Below are 17,890 nucleotides of genomic sequence, written 5' to 3'. Positions count from 1 at the left end.
CTATGAGCTGGCGGACTTCCCCCTCAGTCGCTTGGCGACAGCTCCCCCTTCAGGGGAGCATCTAGCCCCCGTAGATGATCGAGATCGTCTCGGCCACGCAGGCCGGGCGCTCCTCGCCCTCGATCTCGATGGTGCATTCGTTCTTCATCTGCAGGCCGCCGGCCTTGGGCTCCACCGAGAGCAGCTTCTGGCGCATGCGCACCCGCTTGCCCACGCGGACCATGTTGGTGAACCGCACCTTGTCGCAGCCGTAGTTGATGCCGCGCGTCACCCCGGTGACGTGCAGTATGTCCGCGCCCAGCATGGGGATCAGCGACAGCGTCAGGTAGCCGTGGGCGATCGGTCCGCCGATCTCGCGCGTCGCCCGCTCGACGTCGATATGGATCCACTGGTGGTCGCCGGTCGCCTGCGCGAACTGATTGACCCGCTCCTGGCTGATCTCGACCCAGTCGGACACCCCGACCTCCTGCCCGACCAGGCTGGCGATGTCGGCGAAGGCGATCTCTTTCATGCGACGTTCTCCCAAACGTTTGTTTGGAAGAGATCACGCGGGCGGACGGCCTGCAACTCCCTTGGCTCGGGCGAGCGTCGAAACCACCAGCCAGACGTTCGCCGCCGAGATCGCAACGAACAGCCCCAACGCGACGAGGCGGGTGATCCAGCCGTTGGCGAACGGCCCCCTCAGCGCCTTGTCGTCGGTATGGCGGGAATCCCGCGCCGTATAGAAACAACGTGCGTTGCTTCAGCCCTCCAGCACCGCCCTTGCATCTCCGGGCAGCAGGCTGACCGCTTCGTCCAGCAACTTGCGCCACGCCTCGCCCCGCCCGCGGGCCTCGGCATAGGCGTCACGCAGGGCGAAGGGGTCATCTTCGGCCAGGGCGCGGATCAGGGCCTGCGCCTGCTCCAAATCCTTGCGGCGCTTGGGGTTAGCCTGGCTGCGCTTGCGCGAGATGATCAGCTTGTGCACGGCGTATCGCGTCGGGGCCGGGACGCGCACGAGTACGCCATCATCGTGCAGCACGGCGGCTTCCACCGTGTCTCGCAGCAGGAAATCGAGAAAGCGCAAGGGCGTTGCGTCGGTGTTCAGCGCGACGAGGCGAGAGGTCTCGTCGTCGGCCGCATGCCGGCTGGTCGTCAGCACGTCGACCGCATAGCCATCGGGCGTCCGGTAGGCGGCGCTCTTGCCCGGATCGAGCTTGGGGATGGGTGAGAAGCTCGGGTCGGCGGCGCGCAGCACGTCGATGAAGGGCCGGTCCAGTCTATCGTCGACGGCCATCGAGATCCCGTAATCCTGGGCGATGTCGAGATCGCCTGTGCGCACGGCCTGTGCGGGCAAGGTGAAGCCCAGCAGGGCGCCATAGGCCTGGAAGGCCACTGTGCCCACGACGGCGGCGCGCAATCGAAACACCCCAGCCTTGTTCAATGCTTGCAGGACACGGCCAGTGCGCTGGTCTGGCGTGTGCAGTCCCGCCGCGCGCAGCGCCCGCACGATTTGCCTGCGTCCATCGGCGGCGCCGTTGATGGTCTTCGCCGCTTCCATGGCCGCCAGCAGCTCCGGCGTTTCGGGGCCAAGATAGCGTTCCAAACGCTCGCCTCGGACCTGCCGCGAACGCACATACCAGTATGGGCGACCGCCGCGCTCGCGCCGCAGGAAGCTGGCCCCATCGCCGAACTCGCTGATCTGGGTCGCGCGAAGCTGGTCGATCAGGTCGGCGACGTTCGTGTGGATCGCTAAAGGAAGTCGCTGGAGGGTCACGGAATTGATCCTTGCCACCACTTTTGGGAAAGTGGTGGCAAAAATTAAAAAAATCAACTTTCTAGTGATTTCGGCTCAAACGATCCGCCCCTCGCCTTTGCCCCAGTACGTATCCCGCACCAGCCGCTTGTAGAGCTTGCCCGTGGGGTGCCTCGGCAGTTCGCGCACGAAGTCGACCTGCCGCGGGGCCTTCACGTGGCTGAGGTTGTCGCGGGTAAAGGCCAGGAGTTCGGCGGCCAGGGCTTCGCCCGCGTCATCCCAGTCCAGCGGCTGGATCACCGCCACCACCTTCTCGCCCATCTCCTCGTCGGGGGCGCCGACCACGGCGGCGTCGGCCACCCTGGGGTGGGTGATCAGCAGGTTCTCGATCTCCTGCGGATAGATGTTCACCCCGCCGGAGATGATCATGAAGCTCTTGCGGTCGGTGAGGTAGAGATAGCCGTCCTCGTCGGCCCAGCCCACGTCGCCCAGCGTCGTCCAGCCGTGCTTGTTGTAGCTTTCGGCGGTCTTCTCAGGGGCGTTGTGATAGGTCACCGCCGGGCCGTTGGCGAAGTAGACGACGCCTTCGCTGCGGGCGGGCAGGGGATCGCCGTCCTCGTCGCAGATGCGCAGTTCGCCCAGGGCCGCCTGGCCCACCGAGCCGCGCCGCTCCAGCCAGCTCTTGCTGTCGATCCAGCAGAAGCCGTTGCCCTCGGTGCCGGCGTAGTATTCGTAGATCACCGGCCCCCACCAGGCGATCATCTGTTCCTTGACCGGCACGGGGCAGGGGGCGGCCGCATGGATCGCCGAGCGCATGGTCGAGACGTCGTACCTGTCCCGTGTCTCCTGCGGCAGCTTCAGCATCCGTACGAAGTGTGTGGGCACGAACTGGCCGCAGGTGGCCCTGTGCTCCTCGATCAGGGCCAGGGCTGTCTCGGGATCGAACTTCTCGATCACGACCACCGTGCCGCCCAGCTTGTGCACGCTCATGCACCAGCGAAGCGGGGCTGCGTGATAGAGCGGCGCGGGCGAGAGATAGACGCTGTCGCCATCCAGCTTGAACAGGTGCTGGGCCATCATCTGCAGGGCGTGGGGCGCATCGATCGGCGCGCCGTTCAGTGCGGGCTTGACGCCCTTTGGCCGCCCGGTGGTGCCCGAGGAATAGAGCATGTCCGAGCCCGAGGTCTCATCAGCGATGGGCGTGGCGGGCATGGCCGCGCGGGCGGCGTCGAAGTCGGCGTAGGGGCCGGCCGCCCCGTCCACCCGCAGCAGGGCTACGCCCGAGAGCAGCGGCGCCAGCGCCTGGGCGACGCCGTCCAGCGCCGGGCCGGTGATCAGCGCCTTGGCCCCGCAGTCGCGCACGATGTACTCGACCTCGGGCGCGGTCAGCTTGGTCGAGATGCAGGTGTAGTAGAGCCCCGCCCGCTGCGCCGCCCAGGCGATCTCCAGATAGCGCGGATGGTTGTCGAGCAGGATCGCCACCACGTCGCCGACCTGCAGCCCCATCGTGCGGAACAGCTGCGCGGCCTGGTTCGAGCGGTCGTCCAGTTCCTTGTAGGTGACGGTCTCGCCGGAGCCGGCCATCACGAAGGCCGGCTTGTCGGGTTGGCTGCGGGCGTGGACGCTCGGATGCATGCGACCTCCTGGGCCGCTCGCCCAGGCGAGGCCGGCCGTTTCTCTCCCAGGCGCCGTCCGCGTGTGGCCCGCGTGATCGGCGTTCAGTCAGGAGCATGGCCCAAGGCCGGACGCTCGCGCAAGTTGCCGTAGGGGCGCCGTTGGCGGCCGCGCAATCCTGGGTGATCGTGCGTTCCATAACGACGTTTCGCGGGAGGCGAGCGCATGGAACTGATCAGCAAGACGGTGGTCGACGGCCGGCCGGGGCCTGGGGCCCCCAAGGTCTATCCCACCCTCGACGGCGTCGACCTGGCCGACATCTTCCGTTTCACCCAGGGCCAGCCCTTCGCCGACTTCGCGCGGATGCGGCGGGAGGCTCCGGTGATGTGGCACGGCGAGCCGTTCGGCGGGCCGGGCTTCTGGGCTGTCACGCGCTACGAGGACGTCATGCGGGTCAACGGCGATCCGGAGACCTTCTCCTCGCAGAAGGGCGGGATCCTGATGTCGATGGGACCGCCCGACCGGCGCCACGCCCTGCTGTTTCGGGCGACCATGGACACCATGATCAATCTCGACGCGCCGCATCACCTGCAGCTGCGCCGTGAGCACATGCCCTATTTCACCGCGTCTTACCTGCGCGGGCTGACCGACAAGGTAAGGGGCGAGGTCACGCGCCTGCTCGACGAGATGGAGCCGCTGCTGGCCGGCGGCGCCGAGATCGACATGGTCGAGCACTTTTCCTCGATCCTGCCGCTGTTCACCCTGTGCGAAATCCTGGGCGTGCCGCCCGAGGACCGGGCCAAGTTCCTGACCTGGATGCACTATCTGGAGCGCGCCCAGGATCTGGCCGTGCAGCAGGCCATGGCGCCGATCACGCCCACTCTCGAGCTCATGCAGTTCGTGGCCGACTTCAACGAGAACGTCGAGGCGATGTTCGACTACGGCCGCACCATGCTGCTCAAGCGCCGGGAGGATCCCAGGCAGGACCTGATGACGGCCATCGCCCGCGCCCAGGTCGACGGAGACCTGCTGGCCGACGAGTATCTTGACGGGTCGTGGCTGCTGATCGTCTTCGCCGGCAACGACACGACGCGAAACACCCTGTCGGGCGCCATGCGGCTGCTGACCGAGTTCCCCGAACAGAAGCAGCGGCTGATCGAAGATCCCTCGCTGCTGCCCGGCGCGGTGGACGAGTTCATCCGCATGGTCAGCCCGGTGATCTACATGCGCCGCACCGCCACGCGCGACGTCGAGGTGGCCGGCCAGCAGATCGCCGAGGGCGAGAAGGTGGTCATGTACTACGGCGCGGCCAACCGCGACCCTGAGGTCTTCGCCGATCCCGACCGCCTGGACGTGACCCGCGCCAACGCTGGCAAGCACGTGGCCTTCGGTTACGGCCCGCACACCTGCCTGGGCAAGCGCGTCGCCCAAATCCAGCTGGAGGAGGCCTACCGCCAGATCCTGGCGCGGTTCCCCGACCTGGAATGGACGGGGAGCACGGAGATCGCGGCCAACAACTTCGTCCACGCCATCAGCAAGCTGGGGGTGAGGCGGGCCTGATCTCCCTTCCCCCTTGATGGGGGAAGGGCCGCGGATGGGGGTGGTTGCTGAGTTGGCGGCTTTGCGCGGCTTCGACCGCCGTACTCACCCCCACCCCTGCCCCTCCCCCATCGAGGGGGAGGGGTTGTGCACATGCGGCAAGCGATCATACGATTGTTTAAAATTGCCCCAGGGAGCCCGCCAAATGTCGCAGCCGACCTTCGAGACCCTGCTCTACGCCGTCGAGGACGGCGTCGCGACGATCACCCTGAACCGGCCCGACAAGCTCAACGCCTTCACCGCCCGGATGATGAAGGAGCTGATCGAGGTCTTCGACATCACCGACGCCGATGACGCGGTGAAGGTGGTGATCGTCACCGGCGCGGGCCGGGCCTTCTGCGCCGGGGCCGACCTTTCGAGCGGCGGGGCCACTTTCGACCGCACGTCTCCGCAAGCCCTGGAGCGCGAAGAGGGCAAGGTCGGCGACGTCTATCGCGACGGCGGCGGCCGGGTCACCTTGCGCATCTACGACAGCCTCAAGCCGGTGATCGCCGCGGTGAACGGCCCGGCCGTCGGCGTCGGCGCGACCATGCAACTGGCCATGGATATTCGCCTGGCCAGCGAAGACGCCAAGTTCGGCTTCGTCTTTGCTCGCCGGGGCATCACGCCAGAGGCCTGCTCGTCCTGGTTCCTGCCGCGCCTTGTAGGCCTCCAGACGGCGCTGGAATGGTGCTATACCGGTCGCGTCTTCCCGGCGACCGAGGCCAGGGAGCGCGGCTTCGTCCGCTCGCTGCATGCGCCCGAAGACCTGCTGCCGGCCGCCCGCGCCCTGGCGCGAGAGATCGCCGACAACGCCGCCCCCGTCTCGGTCGCCCTGACCCGCCAGCTGCTCTGGCGGATGGCCGGCGCCGACCATCCGATGGAGGCCCACAAGGCCGACAGCCGCGCCATCCAGTCGCGCGGCGCCTCGGGCGACGCCAAGGAGGGCGTGACCTCGTTCCTGGAGAAGCGCGCGCCGGTCTATCCCAACCGCGTCTCCACCGACCTGCCCGACATCTGGCCGGAGTGGGAACCGCGACAATTTCGCTGAAGCTCTGGCGGAGAAGGGCTCAAGGCCGCAAATTCCCCTGGCGGGAGAATCCCTGGCGCTAATTCGAACTTAAGGGCGTTACCGTCTAGGTTCGTAAGTTGGCGACGGGGGCTTCGCCGCCAGGAAGATCATGACCGACCCGATTTCGCCCTTCGCCAAGCCGATCGCCGTTCCGCCCAAGTCGCGCGCCGCCCTCCTGAAGCGCCTCGCTGACGTGGTTTGCCTGCCGGCCAGCCGCATCAACGCCTTCGAGCGGGCGATGTGCGCCGACCTGCTGGTCGAGATGCTGCGCGAGGCGGTGGTCGAGGAGCGCGAGAAGGTCGCCCGGCGCCTGGCCAACCTGTCGGACATGCCCGGCTCGCTGGTCCGCCTGCTGCTGCGCGACGAGGTCGTGGTGGCCCGGGCCCTGCTCGAGAACTCGCCCAATCTTTCCGACGCCGACCTGATCGACTGCCTGTACCAGGCCACCCAGGAGCACCGCCGCCTGATCGCCATCCGCCGCGGCGTGGGCGAGGTGGTGGCCGACGCCCTTGTCGATATGGGCGAGATCTCCGTGGTCGAGGCGCTGCTGCGCAACGAGCTGGCCCGGTTCAGCCATCAGGGCGTCGAGAACGTCGTGGCCCTGACGCGCGACAATCCCGGCCTGATCGCCCTGCTGCTCAAGCGGGCCGAACTGCGCCCCAGCCACGCCTATGTGATGTTCTGGTGGGCCGACGCCGAGGCCCGCCGCACCATCCTCCAGCGCTTCGCCGTCTCGCGCGAGATCCTGCAGGAGGCCGTCGGCGACGTCTTCGCCGTGGCTTCGGAGGAGGGCTGGCAGGACCCGCTGTCGCGCAAGGCCTTGCAGTTCATCGAGCGCCGCCAGCGCAACCGCGCCGCCATCGCCAAGAGCCCGTTCGACAGCCTGGAGGACGCCGTCGCGGCCGCCCAGACCGGCCTGACCCGCGAGACCGCCGAGGAAATCTCGTATCTCGCCGGCCTCAAGCCGATGACCGGCGCAAAGATCTTCACCGACGCCGGCGGCGAGCCGATCGCCATCCTGTGCAAGGCCACCGGCCTGCCGCGCGCGGCGGTGCGGGCCTTGTGGCGTGGCCTGCGCCGGCCGGAAACCGATCCGCAGGGCGCGCCGTCGCCGGGGCTGGAGCGGGTGCTGGCGGTGTTCGACGCCATTGCCGTCGATCGCGCCCAGACCGTGCTGCGTTACTGGAACTGGTCGCTGTCGTCGGCCCTGACGCCGGCGCTGCTGAAGGCCATCCGCGACGGCGACACCGACGCCATCGACGAATACTCGGTGCCGCAGCGCGCCGCGATGCTGGCCCTGTCGCGGGATTTCGGACGCTAGGCGCTGCTTGGCGGGGTTTGATCCGGACCCAACCGGTCAAGTTCGCCGAACGCGTTCAGTCAAAATCCAGAAAATCTGAATTTTTATCTCGCGACCTTAAGTTGACGTTGCGAATGATCGCATCGATCGACAGTCAATATTCCGCGACGGCATCTATTGCCCGGTTTTACTGACGCGTTTATCCATGATGCAACTTCGCACGCCAGAAGCGCGCGTGCGCCGAGTAAAGATAAAAAGGAACGGGAGAGGCGTCATGGAAGAAGAGATCCCACTCGTCGAACTTACCGCGGGCATCGTCGCGGCCTTTGTCGGCGGCAACGCCGTGCCGGCCTCCGAGATGCCGGCCCTGATCCGCAGCGTGCACGACGCCCTCAAGTCGGTCGGCTCGCCCGAGGCCGCCGCGCCCGAGCCCAAGGAGCCGGCGGTGCCGGTCCGCCGTTCGGTCACGCCCGACTACATTATCTGCCTGGAGGACGGCCGGCGGTTCAAATCGCTGAAGCGCCACCTGCGTACGCAGTACGACATGAGCCCCGAGGACTACCGTGAGAAGTGGGGCCTGCCTTCGGACTACCCCATGGTTGCGCCGAACTACGCCAAGGCGCGCTCGGAACTTGCCCGCCAGATGGGGCTTGGTCAGACCGGCCGGGGCGCCGGAAAGGGCCGTAAGGGCTGAGTCTGAGCGTTCATTTACCCTAATCCAATCAAGCGGTTGTGGTTAAGCTGGCCGGAAAATTCAAACGCCCGGGGCTGTTTCAGCGCCCGGGCGTTGTGCTTCCAGATTGACTCTCCAGCGGAATCTTTGTTGGCGATCGCCATTTTTCGCTTCCGCCGATTCGGTGCTTAAGACATAGTGAACGAGCGGTGAATCACCGTGATTCCAAAGGCTTGTTAAGGACTCTGAAGATGTCCGCGCAACTGAGCGCATCCGCGACCGCGGCCCGCGCTCATCAGGAAATGTTCGCATACTGGGCGTCCCTGCGCCGCGGGGCGAGCCTGCCTGCGCGTGGTGATCTTCACCCTTCGGGCATCAAGCGGCTGCTGCCGACGGTCAGCCTGATCGACGTCGTGCGCGAGCCTCGCGACTACCGCCTGCGCCTGGCCGGCACCGGCCTCTACAGCGTCTATGGCCGCGAGATCACCGGCAAGGCGCTGAGCGAGGTCTACAACACCGCCGCCGCCGACTACTGGCGCAAGGAGTTGGACAAGGTCGTCGACGAGCGCCGTCCGGGCGTGGGCGTCCACAGCCTGGCCTGGCGCGGCGCGCCGCACGTCTCGATCCTGTGGCTGCGCCTGCCGCTGGCCAGCAACGGCAAGGACGTCGACATGATCCTCGGCTACGACGCCATCGTCGGCGCCCAGGCCGAGGGCGGCTTCAGCGGCATCCGCGCGGCCTGATCAGAGGCCGAGGGCGGGCGTTCGCCGACGCGAGCCCCGCTTGCCTCGCTCATTGACGGCGACCCAGGCCAACGACAGCAGCAAGCCGAGGATCACGACGGCGATCATCTCGGCCAGATTGAGCCCGATCCCCTGGCCCCAGTCGCAAAGCGGTACGAGGCTATGACTTTTCATCGCCTCGGTCGCCGGCTCCATTGCGTCTTCCATCGCGCGCCTCCGGGTGAAAGGTGATCTCCGAAGGCGTCGGCGGTCAACCTTCCAGGAAGACCTCGACTTCGCGCTTGCTCGGCATCGACGGAGCCGCGCCCGGCTTCTGCACCGACAGGGCGGCGGCGGCGTTGGCCTGCTCGACGGCCTCGCGCAGGTCCAGGTTGGCGGCCAGGCCCGCGGCCAGGGCCCCGCAGAAGCAGTCGCCGGCGCCGACGGTGTCCACCGCCTTGACCTTGCGGCCCTCGACCAGGAAGGCCTCGTCGCGGCGCACGGCGGCCACGCCCGTCTTGCCCAGGGTGACGATGATCGTCTGGTCGGGGCGGCTCATCAGCTTGCGGGCGGCCTTGGAGACCTCCTCCAGCTTGGCCGGCTCATGGTCGAGGCGGGCGTAGGTCGCCAGCTCGGTCTGGTTCAGGATGAGAATGTCGGTCAGCGGGAACAGGGCTGCGCCCTGCGGCAGGGCCGGGGCCGCGTTCAGCACCCGCAGGCCGCCCTTGGCCGCGCCGGCCTTGAACAGCGCCTCGATGGCGCTCGCCGGGGTCTCCAGCTGGGCCAGCAGCACGCGCTGGCCTTCCAGCGCCGTGGCCGCCACCTGCTGCGGCGTGATCATCATGTTGGCGCCGCCGGTGACGACGATCATGTTCTCGCCGCCGTTCGACACCCAGACGTGAGCCTGGCCCGTGGGGGCGCCGGACAGTTCGGCCACGTCGGCCACCTGCACGCCGTAGCCGGCCAGCTTGACCTTCAGGCTGGCCCCGCTGTCGTCCTTGCCGACCGCGCCCATCAGGCGGGTGGGCGCGCCCATCCGAGCGGCGGCGACGGCCTGGTTGGCGCCCTTGCCGCCCAGGAACAGCTCCAGCGACAGGCCGGCCACCGTCTCGCCCGGCCGCGGCAGGTCGTCGACCCGCGCCACGGCGTCCAGATTGATCGAGCCCAGTACGAAAACGCCCATCGGTCTTGGTCTTCTGTTCTAGTTCTTGTGCTTAAAGGTCGGATCTTACCCGCCGCCGGCGCCGCGCTGGAAGCTTTCCACCAGGCTGCCGCAGACGAGTCGCCATCCATCCACTAGCACGAAGAATATCAGCTTGAACGGCAAGCTCACCGTCGCGGGCGGCAGCATCATCATGCCCATGCTCATCAGCACGCTGGCGACGACCAGGTCGATGACCAGGAACGGGATGAACAGCAGGAAGCCGATCTCGAAGGCGCGCTTCAGCTCCGAGATCATGAAGGCCGGCGTCACCACCTTCAGCGGGGTCTCCTGGGCGGTCTTCGGCTTCTCGATCTTCGAAAGGCGGATGAACAGGGCCAGGTCGTCCTCGTCGACCTGGCGCAGCATGAAGGTCTTCACCGGCTGGCCGGCGGCCTCGAAGGCCTGCGGCAGCTCCATCTGCTTGTCGAGCAGGGGTTTGACGCCCGCGTCGTAGGACTGCTCGAAGGTCGGGCCCATGACGATGGCGGTCAGAAAGAGGGCCAGGCTGATGATTACCGGGTTGGGCGGGCTCTGCTGCACGCCGATCGCCGTGCGCAGCAGGCCCAGCACCACGACGATGCGCACGAACGAGGTCGTCATGATCACGATCGACGGCGCCAGCGACAGCACCGTCAGCAGGCCGACCAGCTGGACGACCCGCTCGGTCAGGCCCGCGCCCGTGCCGAGATCGACGTTGACCGCCGACTGGGCCAGGGCCAGCGAGGGTCCCAGCGTCGTCGCCAGGCCCGCCAGCACGGCGATCAGGGCGGCGCGGCGCAGTTCCTGCGGCGTGGCGCCGGTGAGGCTCTTGAGCAGGCGCATCAGACCACGGGCTCCGGCTGGGTCTCGGCGACGGGGGAAGGCGAGGGGGCTCCGGCGGGAACCCAGTCCAGCAGGCGGCCGTCGCCCAGCAGCACCAGGCGCTCCTCGCCGTCCAGCCTGCACAGCACCAGGCGCCGCGCGGGGTCCAGCACCAGGGTCTCGACCACCTGCAGCCGACGTTCGCGGCGGTGGGAGACGAGGCGGTTGAGGGCTTCGGGGCCGAACTTGCGCAGCATCACGGCGGCCAGGCCGATCAGGCCCAGGGTGACGGCCAGCGCCGCCACGGCGCGGATCAGGAGAAAGACGTCCATGCGCGGACTGGATTCCACAGGAAAGAGGCGCGGCGAGGCGCCGCATCCCTGGTGTGACCTACGGTTATTAAAGCCTGATTAACCCTGTTTCTTCACCATGCTCGCATGGGTCCGGACGACATCCCTCTTTTCGCGATGCTGAAGAACCGGCTCGGTTACCTGACCGAGCGGCAGAAGGTGGTCGCCCAGAACGTCGCCAACGGCGACACCCCCGGCTATCAGCCGCGGGACCTCAAGCCTTTCTCCTTCCAGGCCTCGCTCGACGCCCAGACGACCACGCCGGTCTATCGCGGCAACGGCGCGGCCCCGGCGGGCCGGCCGGTCCAGATGCTGGCCACCAGCGCCGGCCACCTGGCCCCGTCCAAACCGGTGAGCCAGTTCCGCTCGCCCCAGGGACCCGACAGCGAAACCACCCTCGACGGCAATTCCGTGACGCTCGAGGACCAGATGCTCAAGATGACCGATGCGCGCATGAACTACGACGCAGCGGTCTCTTTCTACCAACGCTCCATGTCGATGCTGCGCACCGCCGCGCGTCGCCCCAACGGCTAGAGGACCTCCTAGATGGCAGAGATCCGATCCCAGTCGGCGGCGGCGATGGCCGTGGCGGCCAGCGCGCTCAAGGCCCAGCAGGGCCGCATGCGCATCATCGCCGAGAACATCGCCAACGCCAATTCGACGGCCCGCACGGCCGGCGGCGACCCCTATCGCCGTCAGGTGCCTGTGTTCCGTCCGGCCAGGATCGAGGGCGCCGAGGGCGTCCAGATGGCCCGCGTCGAGGGCGACCAGAAGGACTTCAAGACCGAGTACGACCCCGGCAACCCGGCCGCGGACGCCAAGGGCTATGTCAAGCTGCCCAACGTCGACACCCTGGTCGAGGCGCTGGACATGAAGGAGGCGCAGCGCGCCTACGAGGCCAACCTCAACGTGATCGAGACCGCGCGCAGCATGCAGTCGCGCACGCTCGACATCCTGAAGAAGTAAGGGGGCTTAGGCGATGATCACCGCTCTGGCCGCCTCCAAGGCCTACGCCGCCACCGGCGCTACTCCGCTCTCGCTCGGCAAGAGCGTCGGCGAGCCCAAGAAGATGGACTTCGGCGACATGCTGAAGTCGGCAATGACCGATACGGTCCAGGCCTCGCGCCAGGCCGAGCACAAGATCGCCCAGCAGGCGGCCGGCAAGGCCGAACTGATCGACGTCGTCACGGCCATCTCGTCGGCCGAAGCCAGCCTCGAGACCGTGATCTCGATCCGCGACCAGGTGATCTCGGCCTATCAAGAGATCATGCGGATGTCGATCTGAAGGCTTGACCGTCGCGGATCGAACCTAAACCGCAGGCGATGCGTTGAGAGCTCGAACAACGGAGCTCCACCGCATGAACCTCACGCGTCCTCTCTCCCTCATCGCCATCGCCGCCGCCGCGCTCGCCCTGACCGCCTGCGGCGACAAGGATTCCGGCCACGCCCAGAAGACGCAAGGCGAGATCAAGTCCGCCGTCGGCGACGTCACGGGCGACAAGGATCTGCAGAAGGAAGGCAAGAAGGACGAGGTGGTCGGCGGCGTGAAATCGGCCGGCGAAGACCTCAAGGCCGCAGCGAAAGACGCCAAGGACTAAAGGGCCGCTCCCACGCCCGTCATTCTCGCGCCGGTGGCCGGATCCCCCTGGTTGCATTCACCCGGACGGCGCAGGCGGCGTGCCTAGCACGCCGCCCCGATTTTCCTGCCACAAGGGCGGGTGTCGATCCAACCAGATACCCACTCGCAATATCGATCTGAACGTCCGAGCAGGTCTGGCGCCAAATTCGGTTCACGACCCATGCCCGAACTTCGTAAGGTCTGCTATTCGGAGAGGATGAGCCAAGAAGCCAAAGTCCTTAGACGGATCGATAGCGCGGACGGAAAGCGCTATGCTGAGCTAATGGCGCGCGGCGGCTTCTATATTTTCGAGGAGTATACCGAGGGGCGGGACGGCGAGTATGTGTTTATGGCGCCAAGTCATTGCTCTGGCCTGTACGCTACCCAAGCGGAAGCCGAGCGTGACATGATCGCTCAGTTGCCCTGGCTCAGAGACGGCAACGTCGTCTAGCCCCACCCCTAGCCGAACCCAGATCTGTCCGCTTCCGAGCGATGTTTGCAGCGGTGGACGTCCCCCAGCTACAGGGGCGGTAATGACGGCTGGTCAGCTACAGCGGAACCAGTCCCGCCACGTCCACGCCGCGCAGGGCGGCCACCACCCCGGCCCAGACGGTCAGGTTCAGCAGCAGCATCACGGCCACGGCCACGCGCAGGCGGCGCTGCACGGCCTTGCGGCGCTTGCGGGCCTTGAAGCTCCCCGTCGATGGGGAGGCGGTCAGGGTTGCGGCCATCGTCAATGCTCCACGCCAGCCTGAATTACCCCCGTTAATCACTATTAACGCGTCTGATTTGGCCTGGTGCAAGCGGGACGGCTTGTCGCAGCGCCCGGTAGCGGGAAAGGTGGGGCGGCATGAACCCAGCCATCGCCCTCGAACAGGTCGGCAAGACGCATGACGGCGCCATAGCGCTGCAGGGCGTCGACCTGTCGATCGGCAGGGGTCAGTTCGTGGCCCTGGTCGGCGGATCGGGGGCGGGCAAGACCACGCTGCTCAAGACCATCAACGCCCTGGCGCCGCCGAGCTCCGGCCTCGTGCGGATCGACGGCGAGGCGGTGAACGCTCTGGACGGTCCGGCTCTTCGTCGCCGCATCGGCTACGTCTTCCAGGAAATCGGTCTCTTCCCGCACATGACCGTGGCCGAGAACATCGGCGTCGTGCCGGCCCTGCTGGGCTGGGGCAGGGACGAGATCGCCGCCCGGGTCGACGAACTGCTCGACCTCGTCGACCTGCCGCGCGCGGTGGCGGGGCGCCGCCCTTCGGCCCTGTCGGGCGGCCAGCGCCAGCGCGTGGGCGTGGCCCGCGCCCTGGCCGGCCGGCCCTCGATCCTGCTGATGGACGAGCCGTTCGGGGCGCTGGACCCGATCACCCGCCAGGCCCTGGGCGACGACGTCCGCCGCCTGCACCAGGCGCTGTCCCTGACCACTGTCATGGTCACCCACGACGTGGCCGAGGCCCTGTTGCTGGCCGACCGGGTGATCGTGCTGGATCAGGGCCGGATCATCGCCGACGCCGCGCCGCGTGAGCTGATGGCCGGTCACGACGATCCGCGCGTCGAGGCTCTGATGGCCGCCCCGCGTCGCCAGGCCGAGCGGGTGAGGGCGCTGCTGGATGGCTGAACTGCTCGCCCTGCTGCCCCAGCGCCTGGCCTGGCATGCGGCCTTGTCGGCCGCCGCCCTGGCGCTCGGCCTCGCCGTCGCCCTGCCGCTGGGCTTCGCCGCCGCGCGCCGGCCGGGCCTGCGCTGGATCGCCCTGGCGGTCACGGGCCTGGTCCAGACCATCCCCAGCCTCGCCCTGCTGGCGCTGTTCTATCCGCTGCTGCTGCTGATCTCGAACCTGACGAAGGCGAGCCTGGGTTTCGGTTTTCCGGCTCTGGGCTTCCTGCCGGCCCTGCTGGCCCTGTCGCTCTACGCCATGCTGCCGATCCTGCGGAACACCGCCGCGGGCCTGGCCGGCGTCGACCCCGCCGTCACCGAAGCGGCGAGGGGCGTCGGCATGACACCGGGTCAGAGCCTCTTGAAGGTCGAGCTGCCCCTGGCCGCGCCGGTGATCCTGGCCGGCGTGCGCACCGCCGCCGTCTGGACCATCGGCGGCGCGACCCTGGCCACGCCCGTCGGCCAGACCTCGCTGGGCGACTACATCTTCTCGGGCCTCCAGACCGAGGCCTGGGACATGGTGCTGGTCGGTTGCGCCGCCTCCGCGGGCCTGGCCCTCGTCGTCGACCAGCTTCTGGGCGTGGTCGGCCGCGGGCTGGAGCAGCGCAGGCCCGTCCTCTGGGGCGGGGCGCTGGCCGCGCTGGGCCTTGGCCTCGCCGCCGCCGTGGCGCCGCTGGCGGCTCCGGCCCTGACCCCGAGGCCCCAGGCCTATGTGATCGGGGCCAAGAACTTTTCCGAGCAATATGTGCTGGCCGAACTGATGGCGCAGCGGCTGGAAGGGCGGGGCGCGCGGGTCGAGCGGCGCATCAACCTCGGCTCGGCCGTCGCCTATCGCGCCCTGGCCGCCGGCGAGATCGACGCCTATGTCGACTACACCGGCACCCTGTGGGCCAACGTCCTGCACCGCACCGACAATCCCGGCCGGCAGATGGTGCTCGATACGCTGAAGACCGAGCTTGCCCGTCGCGACGGCGTCGTGCTGGCCGCGCCCCTGGGCTTCGAGAACGCCTACGCCTTCGCGATGAAGCGCAAGCGGGCGCAGGAACTGGGCGTGAAGAGCCTGGCCGACCTCTCCGCCAAGGCGCCGAACCTGGTGATGGGCGGCGATCTCGAATTCTTCTCGCGGCCCGAATGGGCGGCGGTCGAGAAAGCCTACGGTTTCAAGTTCAAGAGCCGCCGCCAGTTCCAGCCCACCTTCATGTACCGCGCCCTGGCCTCGGGCGAGGCCGACGTGATCTCGGCCTTCTCCAGCGACGGCCGCATCGCCGCCGACGACCTGGTGGTGCTGGCCGACCCCAAGGGCGCGCTGCCGCCCTATGACGCGGTGCTGCTGGTCTCGCCGAGACGGGCCGGCGATCCAGACCTCCAGGCCCTGGCCGCCGCGTTGTCGGACAAGCTGACGGTCGACGCCATGCGCAGGGCCAACTACGCCGTCGATCGCGACAGCGGCAAGCAGTCGCCGGCCGCGGCCGCGCGAGAACTGGCCGTGGCGCCTCGATGAACTTCGTCCGCTGAAGCTTTGTTTGCGGCCGCTCCGCCGTTGGGGCAGGTTGCGCGCCATGAGCAAGCTTACCCACACGGCGGCGCTGTCGGCGCTGGCCGGCGTCGCCCTCTTCGCCTCCGTCCCGGCCAAGGCGGCCGATCAGGTGAAGCCCAACCCCAAGCTGGTGGTGGTGATCTCCATCGACCAGTTCAGCGCCAACCTGTTCGAACAGTGGCGCGGCCAGTGGAAAGGCGGCCTCGGCAAGCTCGGCCGCGAGGGCGTCGCCTATCCCAACGGCTACCAGTCGCACGGCATGACCGAGACCTGCCCGGGCCACTCCAGCCTGCTCACCGGCGCCTATCCCAACCGCACCGGCATCGTCGGCAACAACTGGTACGACGCGGCGACCGGCAAGAAGTCCTACTGCCTGCTCGACGAGTCGGTGACCCTGGCCGCGCCGTCCGAACAGGACCCGGTCAGCCCCAGGAACCTGATGGTCCCCACCTACGGTGAATGGCTGAAGGCCGTGTCGCCCAAGAGCCGCGTCTACGGCGTCTCGGGCAAGGATCGCGGCGCGATCACCATGGCCGGCCACGATCCGGACGGCGCCTTCTGGTACCAGGCGGGCTTCGGCTTCACGACCTATGTCAAGCCGGGCGAGGACGCCGCGACCAAGCTGGCCCCCGTCGCCGCCCTGAACGCGCGCCTGGCCGCCGAGCAGAAGAAGAAGCCCTTCGTGTGGACTTACGAGAACAAGGCCTGCGCCGCCCTCGAAAAGACCTGGACCACCGGTGATCGCACCTGGGACGCCAAGCTGCCGCGGCCGCTGCCGACCAATAACGCCGAGACGCTGCGCGACCTGTCGGCCAGCCCCTATACCGACGCCGTGACCCTGGAGGCCGCCGCCGCCCTGCGCGACGAGTTCGGCCTGGGCGACGGCCCGCAGGTCGACGTCCTGACCGTCAGCCTGTCGGCCACCGACTTCATCGGCCACCGCTACGGCACCCGTGGTCCGGAGATGTGCGACCATCTCAGCCGCCTGGACGCGCGCCTGGACACCTTCCTGTCGCGCATCGGCAAGGCCAAGGGCGAGGTGCTGGTGGTGCTGAGCGCCGACCACGGCGGTTCGGACTTCCCCGAGCGCCTGCATGACGAAGGCTACGACGTCTCGCGCATCGCCACCTCGGCCTGGCTCAAGGGCCTGAACCAGCAGCTGCGCGCCGACCTGTCGCTCGACTACGATCCGCTGGTCGCCCCGGGCGGCATCGACACCCTGGTGATCGTCGGCGCCGACAAGAAGACCCCGCCCGCGACCGAGCGCGCCCGCATCGCCTCGGCCGCCCTGGCCCTGGTCCGTTCGCGCGGCGAGGTCGCCGAGGCCTACGAGATCAACGACCTGCTGACCACGCCGCCGGTCGCCAAGGGAACCTCGCCCGACACCATCAGCGTCAAGGAGCGCCTGCGCCGCAGCGCCTATCCCGGCCGCTCGGGCGACATCCTGGTGGCGTTCAGGCCGAACCTTGTGCCGGCCAGCGCCAGCGCCACCTACGTCGCCACCCACGGCACGCCCTGGGACTACGACCGTCGCGTGCCGATCTTGTTCTGGTGGAAGAACGCGCAAGCCCGCGAGCGCATCCTGCCGATCGAGACCGTCGACATCGCCCCGACGATCGCCGCCGTCACCGGCGTGCCGATCCCCAAGGCCATCGACGGCCGCTGCCGCCCGCTGGGCGCCGGCCACGACTGCTGAGATTGTCGCTGATCTTCAGATGAGAGGGGCGCGGACCTTGGTCCGCGCCCTTTTTCAATGCCGCAGCAGCAGGGCGAGCAGGTCCGCCCCGATCGCGATCGCCACCCAGCCGACGGCCAGGCCGACGAAGGGGTGGCGCTGCCACCAGTGCAACTTCAATTCCGTACGCATGACAGTTTCCCGACTGATCGGTGAAGCTTGCATGTCAATGGATGGTTTCGCCAGCAACTAGAGCGCGCTTGGATTTGATTGAATCGGGGATTCCGGGTTTGAGCGGATCGTGATTCAACATGGAGGCTGGTGCGGGAGGCCAGCCTGGATGGTTCGACCCTATTCGAT

The 17,890-nt window shown here is 68.0% G+C and carries 22 protein-coding genes; 13 read left to right on the top strand and 9 right to left on the bottom strand.

Annotated elements, in window-relative coordinates:
* Positions 1-61: 61 nt before the first annotated feature.
* From DDF67_RS13805 to DDF67_RS13795, 3 genes are all read right to left on the bottom strand, one after another.
* On the bottom strand, positions 62-511 hold the full coding sequence (locus tag DDF67_RS13805) for a MaoC family dehydratase (protein ID WP_109101450.1): 450 nt from the start codon (positions 509-511) through the stop codon (positions 62-64).
* A 231-nt stretch (positions 512-742) separates the two neighbouring features.
* A complete protein-coding gene (locus DDF67_RS13800; protein ID WP_109101449.1) occupies positions 743-1,756 on the bottom strand; it encodes a nucleotidyltransferase family protein in 1,014 nt (337 codons plus the stop codon).
* 75 nt (positions 1,757-1,831) lie between these two features.
* Positions 1,832-3,370 (bottom strand): acyl-CoA synthetase, encoded by a 1,539-nt coding sequence (locus tag DDF67_RS13795; RefSeq protein ID WP_109101448.1) that lies wholly within the window; start codon positions 3,368-3,370, stop codon positions 1,832-1,834.
* Positions 3,371-3,574: 204 nt separating this feature from the next.
* On the opposite strand from DDF67_RS13795, the gene DDF67_RS13790 reads away from it, so the two are divergent.
* The 4 genes from DDF67_RS13790 (at position 3,575) to DDF67_RS13775 (ending at position 7,993) form a co-directional block, all read left to right on the top strand.
* Entirely contained in the window at positions 3,575-4,909 is a 1,335-nt protein-coding gene (locus DDF67_RS13790) for a cytochrome P450 (protein ID WP_109101447.1), read from the top strand.
* A 184-nt stretch (positions 4,910-5,093) separates the two neighbouring features.
* A complete protein-coding gene (locus tag DDF67_RS13785) occupies positions 5,094-5,978 on the top strand; it encodes a crotonase/enoyl-CoA hydratase family protein (RefSeq protein ID WP_109101446.1) in 885 nt (294 codons plus the stop codon).
* A gap of 130 nt (positions 5,979-6,108) precedes the next feature.
* Positions 6,109-7,320, top strand: a complete 1,212-nt coding sequence (locus tag DDF67_RS13780) for a DUF2336 domain-containing protein (protein ID WP_109101445.1) — start codon at positions 6,109-6,111, stop codon at positions 7,318-7,320.
* A gap of 253 nt (positions 7,321-7,573) precedes the next feature.
* A complete protein-coding gene (locus DDF67_RS13775; RefSeq protein ID WP_109101444.1) occupies positions 7,574-7,993 on the top strand; it encodes a MucR family transcriptional regulator in 420 nt (139 codons plus the stop codon).
* Between the two features lie 14 nt (positions 7,994-8,007).
* On the opposite strand, the gene DDF67_RS26260 is transcribed toward DDF67_RS13775, so the two are convergent.
* Positions 8,008-8,136 carry a hypothetical protein gene (locus DDF67_RS26260; protein ID WP_269845451.1) on the bottom strand — a complete coding sequence of 43 codons (129 nt, stop codon included), beginning with the start codon at positions 8,134-8,136 and terminating at the stop codon, positions 8,008-8,010.
* 81 nt (positions 8,137-8,217) lie between these two features.
* Here DDF67_RS26260 and mopJ point away from each other — a divergent pair, with 81 nt between their 5' ends.
* Positions 8,218-8,715, top strand: coding sequence for a motility/cell cycle regulatory protein MopJ (gene mopJ / locus DDF67_RS13770; RefSeq protein ID WP_109101584.1), 498 nt, complete (start codon positions 8,218-8,220; stop codon positions 8,713-8,715).
* Here mopJ and DDF67_RS13765 read toward each other — a convergent pair whose 3' ends face one another.
* The 4 genes from DDF67_RS13765 to DDF67_RS13750 are packed head-to-tail and all read right to left on the bottom strand — an operon-like array spanning position 8,716 to position 11,031.
* Entirely contained in the window at positions 8,716-8,910 is a 195-nt protein-coding gene (locus DDF67_RS13765; RefSeq protein ID WP_146198035.1) for a hypothetical protein, read from the bottom strand.
* A 55-nt stretch (positions 8,911-8,965) separates the two neighbouring features.
* Positions 8,966-9,877, bottom strand: a complete 912-nt coding sequence (locus tag DDF67_RS13760; RefSeq protein WP_109101442.1) for a ribokinase — start codon at positions 9,875-9,877, stop codon at positions 8,966-8,968.
* Positions 9,878-9,922: 45 nt separating this feature from the next.
* Positions 9,923-10,720 (bottom strand): flagellar type III secretion system pore protein FliP, encoded by a 798-nt coding sequence (gene fliP, locus DDF67_RS13755; RefSeq protein ID WP_408608608.1) that lies wholly within the window; start codon positions 10,718-10,720, stop codon positions 9,923-9,925.
* Complete coding sequence (locus tag DDF67_RS13750; protein ID WP_109101441.1) at positions 10,720-11,031, bottom strand: flagellar biosynthetic protein FliO; 312 nt, start codon at positions 11,029-11,031, stop codon at positions 10,720-10,722. Before DDF67_RS13750 ends, fliP begins: the two co-directional genes overlap by 1 nt.
* Before the next feature lie 105 nt (positions 11,032-11,136).
* Between DDF67_RS13750 and flgB the strand changes: the two genes are divergently transcribed.
* From flgB to DDF67_RS13725, 5 genes are all read left to right on the top strand, one after another.
* Positions 11,137-11,583 (top strand): flagellar basal body rod protein FlgB, encoded by a 447-nt coding sequence (gene flgB, locus DDF67_RS13745; protein ID WP_109101440.1) that lies wholly within the window; start codon positions 11,137-11,139, stop codon positions 11,581-11,583.
* 12 nt (positions 11,584-11,595) lie between these two features.
* Positions 11,596-12,015 (top strand): flagellar basal body rod protein FlgC, encoded by a 420-nt coding sequence (flgC, locus tag DDF67_RS13740; RefSeq protein WP_109101439.1) that lies wholly within the window; start codon positions 11,596-11,598, stop codon positions 12,013-12,015.
* 13 nt (positions 12,016-12,028) lie between these two features.
* Positions 12,029-12,334, top strand: a complete 306-nt coding sequence (fliE, locus tag DDF67_RS13735; protein WP_101718891.1) for a flagellar hook-basal body complex protein FliE — start codon at positions 12,029-12,031, stop codon at positions 12,332-12,334.
* Between the two features lie 73 nt (positions 12,335-12,407).
* Positions 12,408-12,647: a CsbD family protein gene (locus DDF67_RS13730; protein WP_109101438.1), complete on the top strand. Its 240-nt coding sequence runs from the start codon at positions 12,408-12,410 to the stop codon at positions 12,645-12,647.
* A 237-nt stretch (positions 12,648-12,884) separates the two neighbouring features.
* On the top strand, positions 12,885-13,118 hold the full coding sequence (locus DDF67_RS13725) for a hypothetical protein (protein WP_109101437.1): 234 nt from the start codon (positions 12,885-12,887) through the stop codon (positions 13,116-13,118).
* Positions 13,119-13,215: 97 nt separating this feature from the next.
* Here the strand turns inward: DDF67_RS13725 and DDF67_RS13720 are convergent, their stop codons facing one another.
* Positions 13,216-13,398, bottom strand: a complete 183-nt coding sequence (locus tag DDF67_RS13720; protein WP_109101436.1) for a hypothetical protein — start codon at positions 13,396-13,398, stop codon at positions 13,216-13,218.
* A 119-nt stretch (positions 13,399-13,517) separates the two neighbouring features.
* Between DDF67_RS13720 and DDF67_RS13715 the strand changes: the two genes are divergently transcribed.
* The 3 genes from DDF67_RS13715 to phoY are packed head-to-tail and all read left to right on the top strand — an operon-like array spanning position 13,518 to position 17,551.
* A complete protein-coding gene (locus DDF67_RS13715) occupies positions 13,518-14,282 on the top strand; it encodes an ATP-binding cassette domain-containing protein (protein WP_109101435.1) in 765 nt (254 codons plus the stop codon).
* Positions 14,275-15,819: a glycine betaine ABC transporter substrate-binding protein gene (locus tag DDF67_RS13710; protein ID WP_109101434.1), complete on the top strand. Its 1,545-nt coding sequence runs from the start codon at positions 14,275-14,277 to the stop codon at positions 15,817-15,819. Before DDF67_RS13715 ends, DDF67_RS13710 begins: the two co-directional genes overlap by 8 nt.
* Positions 15,820-15,877: 58 nt before the next feature.
* Positions 15,878-17,551: an alkaline phosphatase PhoY gene (phoY, locus tag DDF67_RS13705; RefSeq protein WP_109101433.1), complete on the top strand. Its 1,674-nt coding sequence runs from the start codon at positions 15,878-15,880 to the stop codon at positions 17,549-17,551.
* Positions 17,552-17,890 lie beyond the last annotated feature (339 nt).

The organism is Caulobacter endophyticus (assembly GCF_003116815.1).
Lineage (GTDB): Bacteria > Pseudomonadota > Alphaproteobacteria > Caulobacterales > Caulobacteraceae > Caulobacter > Caulobacter endophyticus.
Note: the sequence above shows the minus strand (reverse complement) of the source record. Positions and strands in the feature narration are given on the sequence as shown.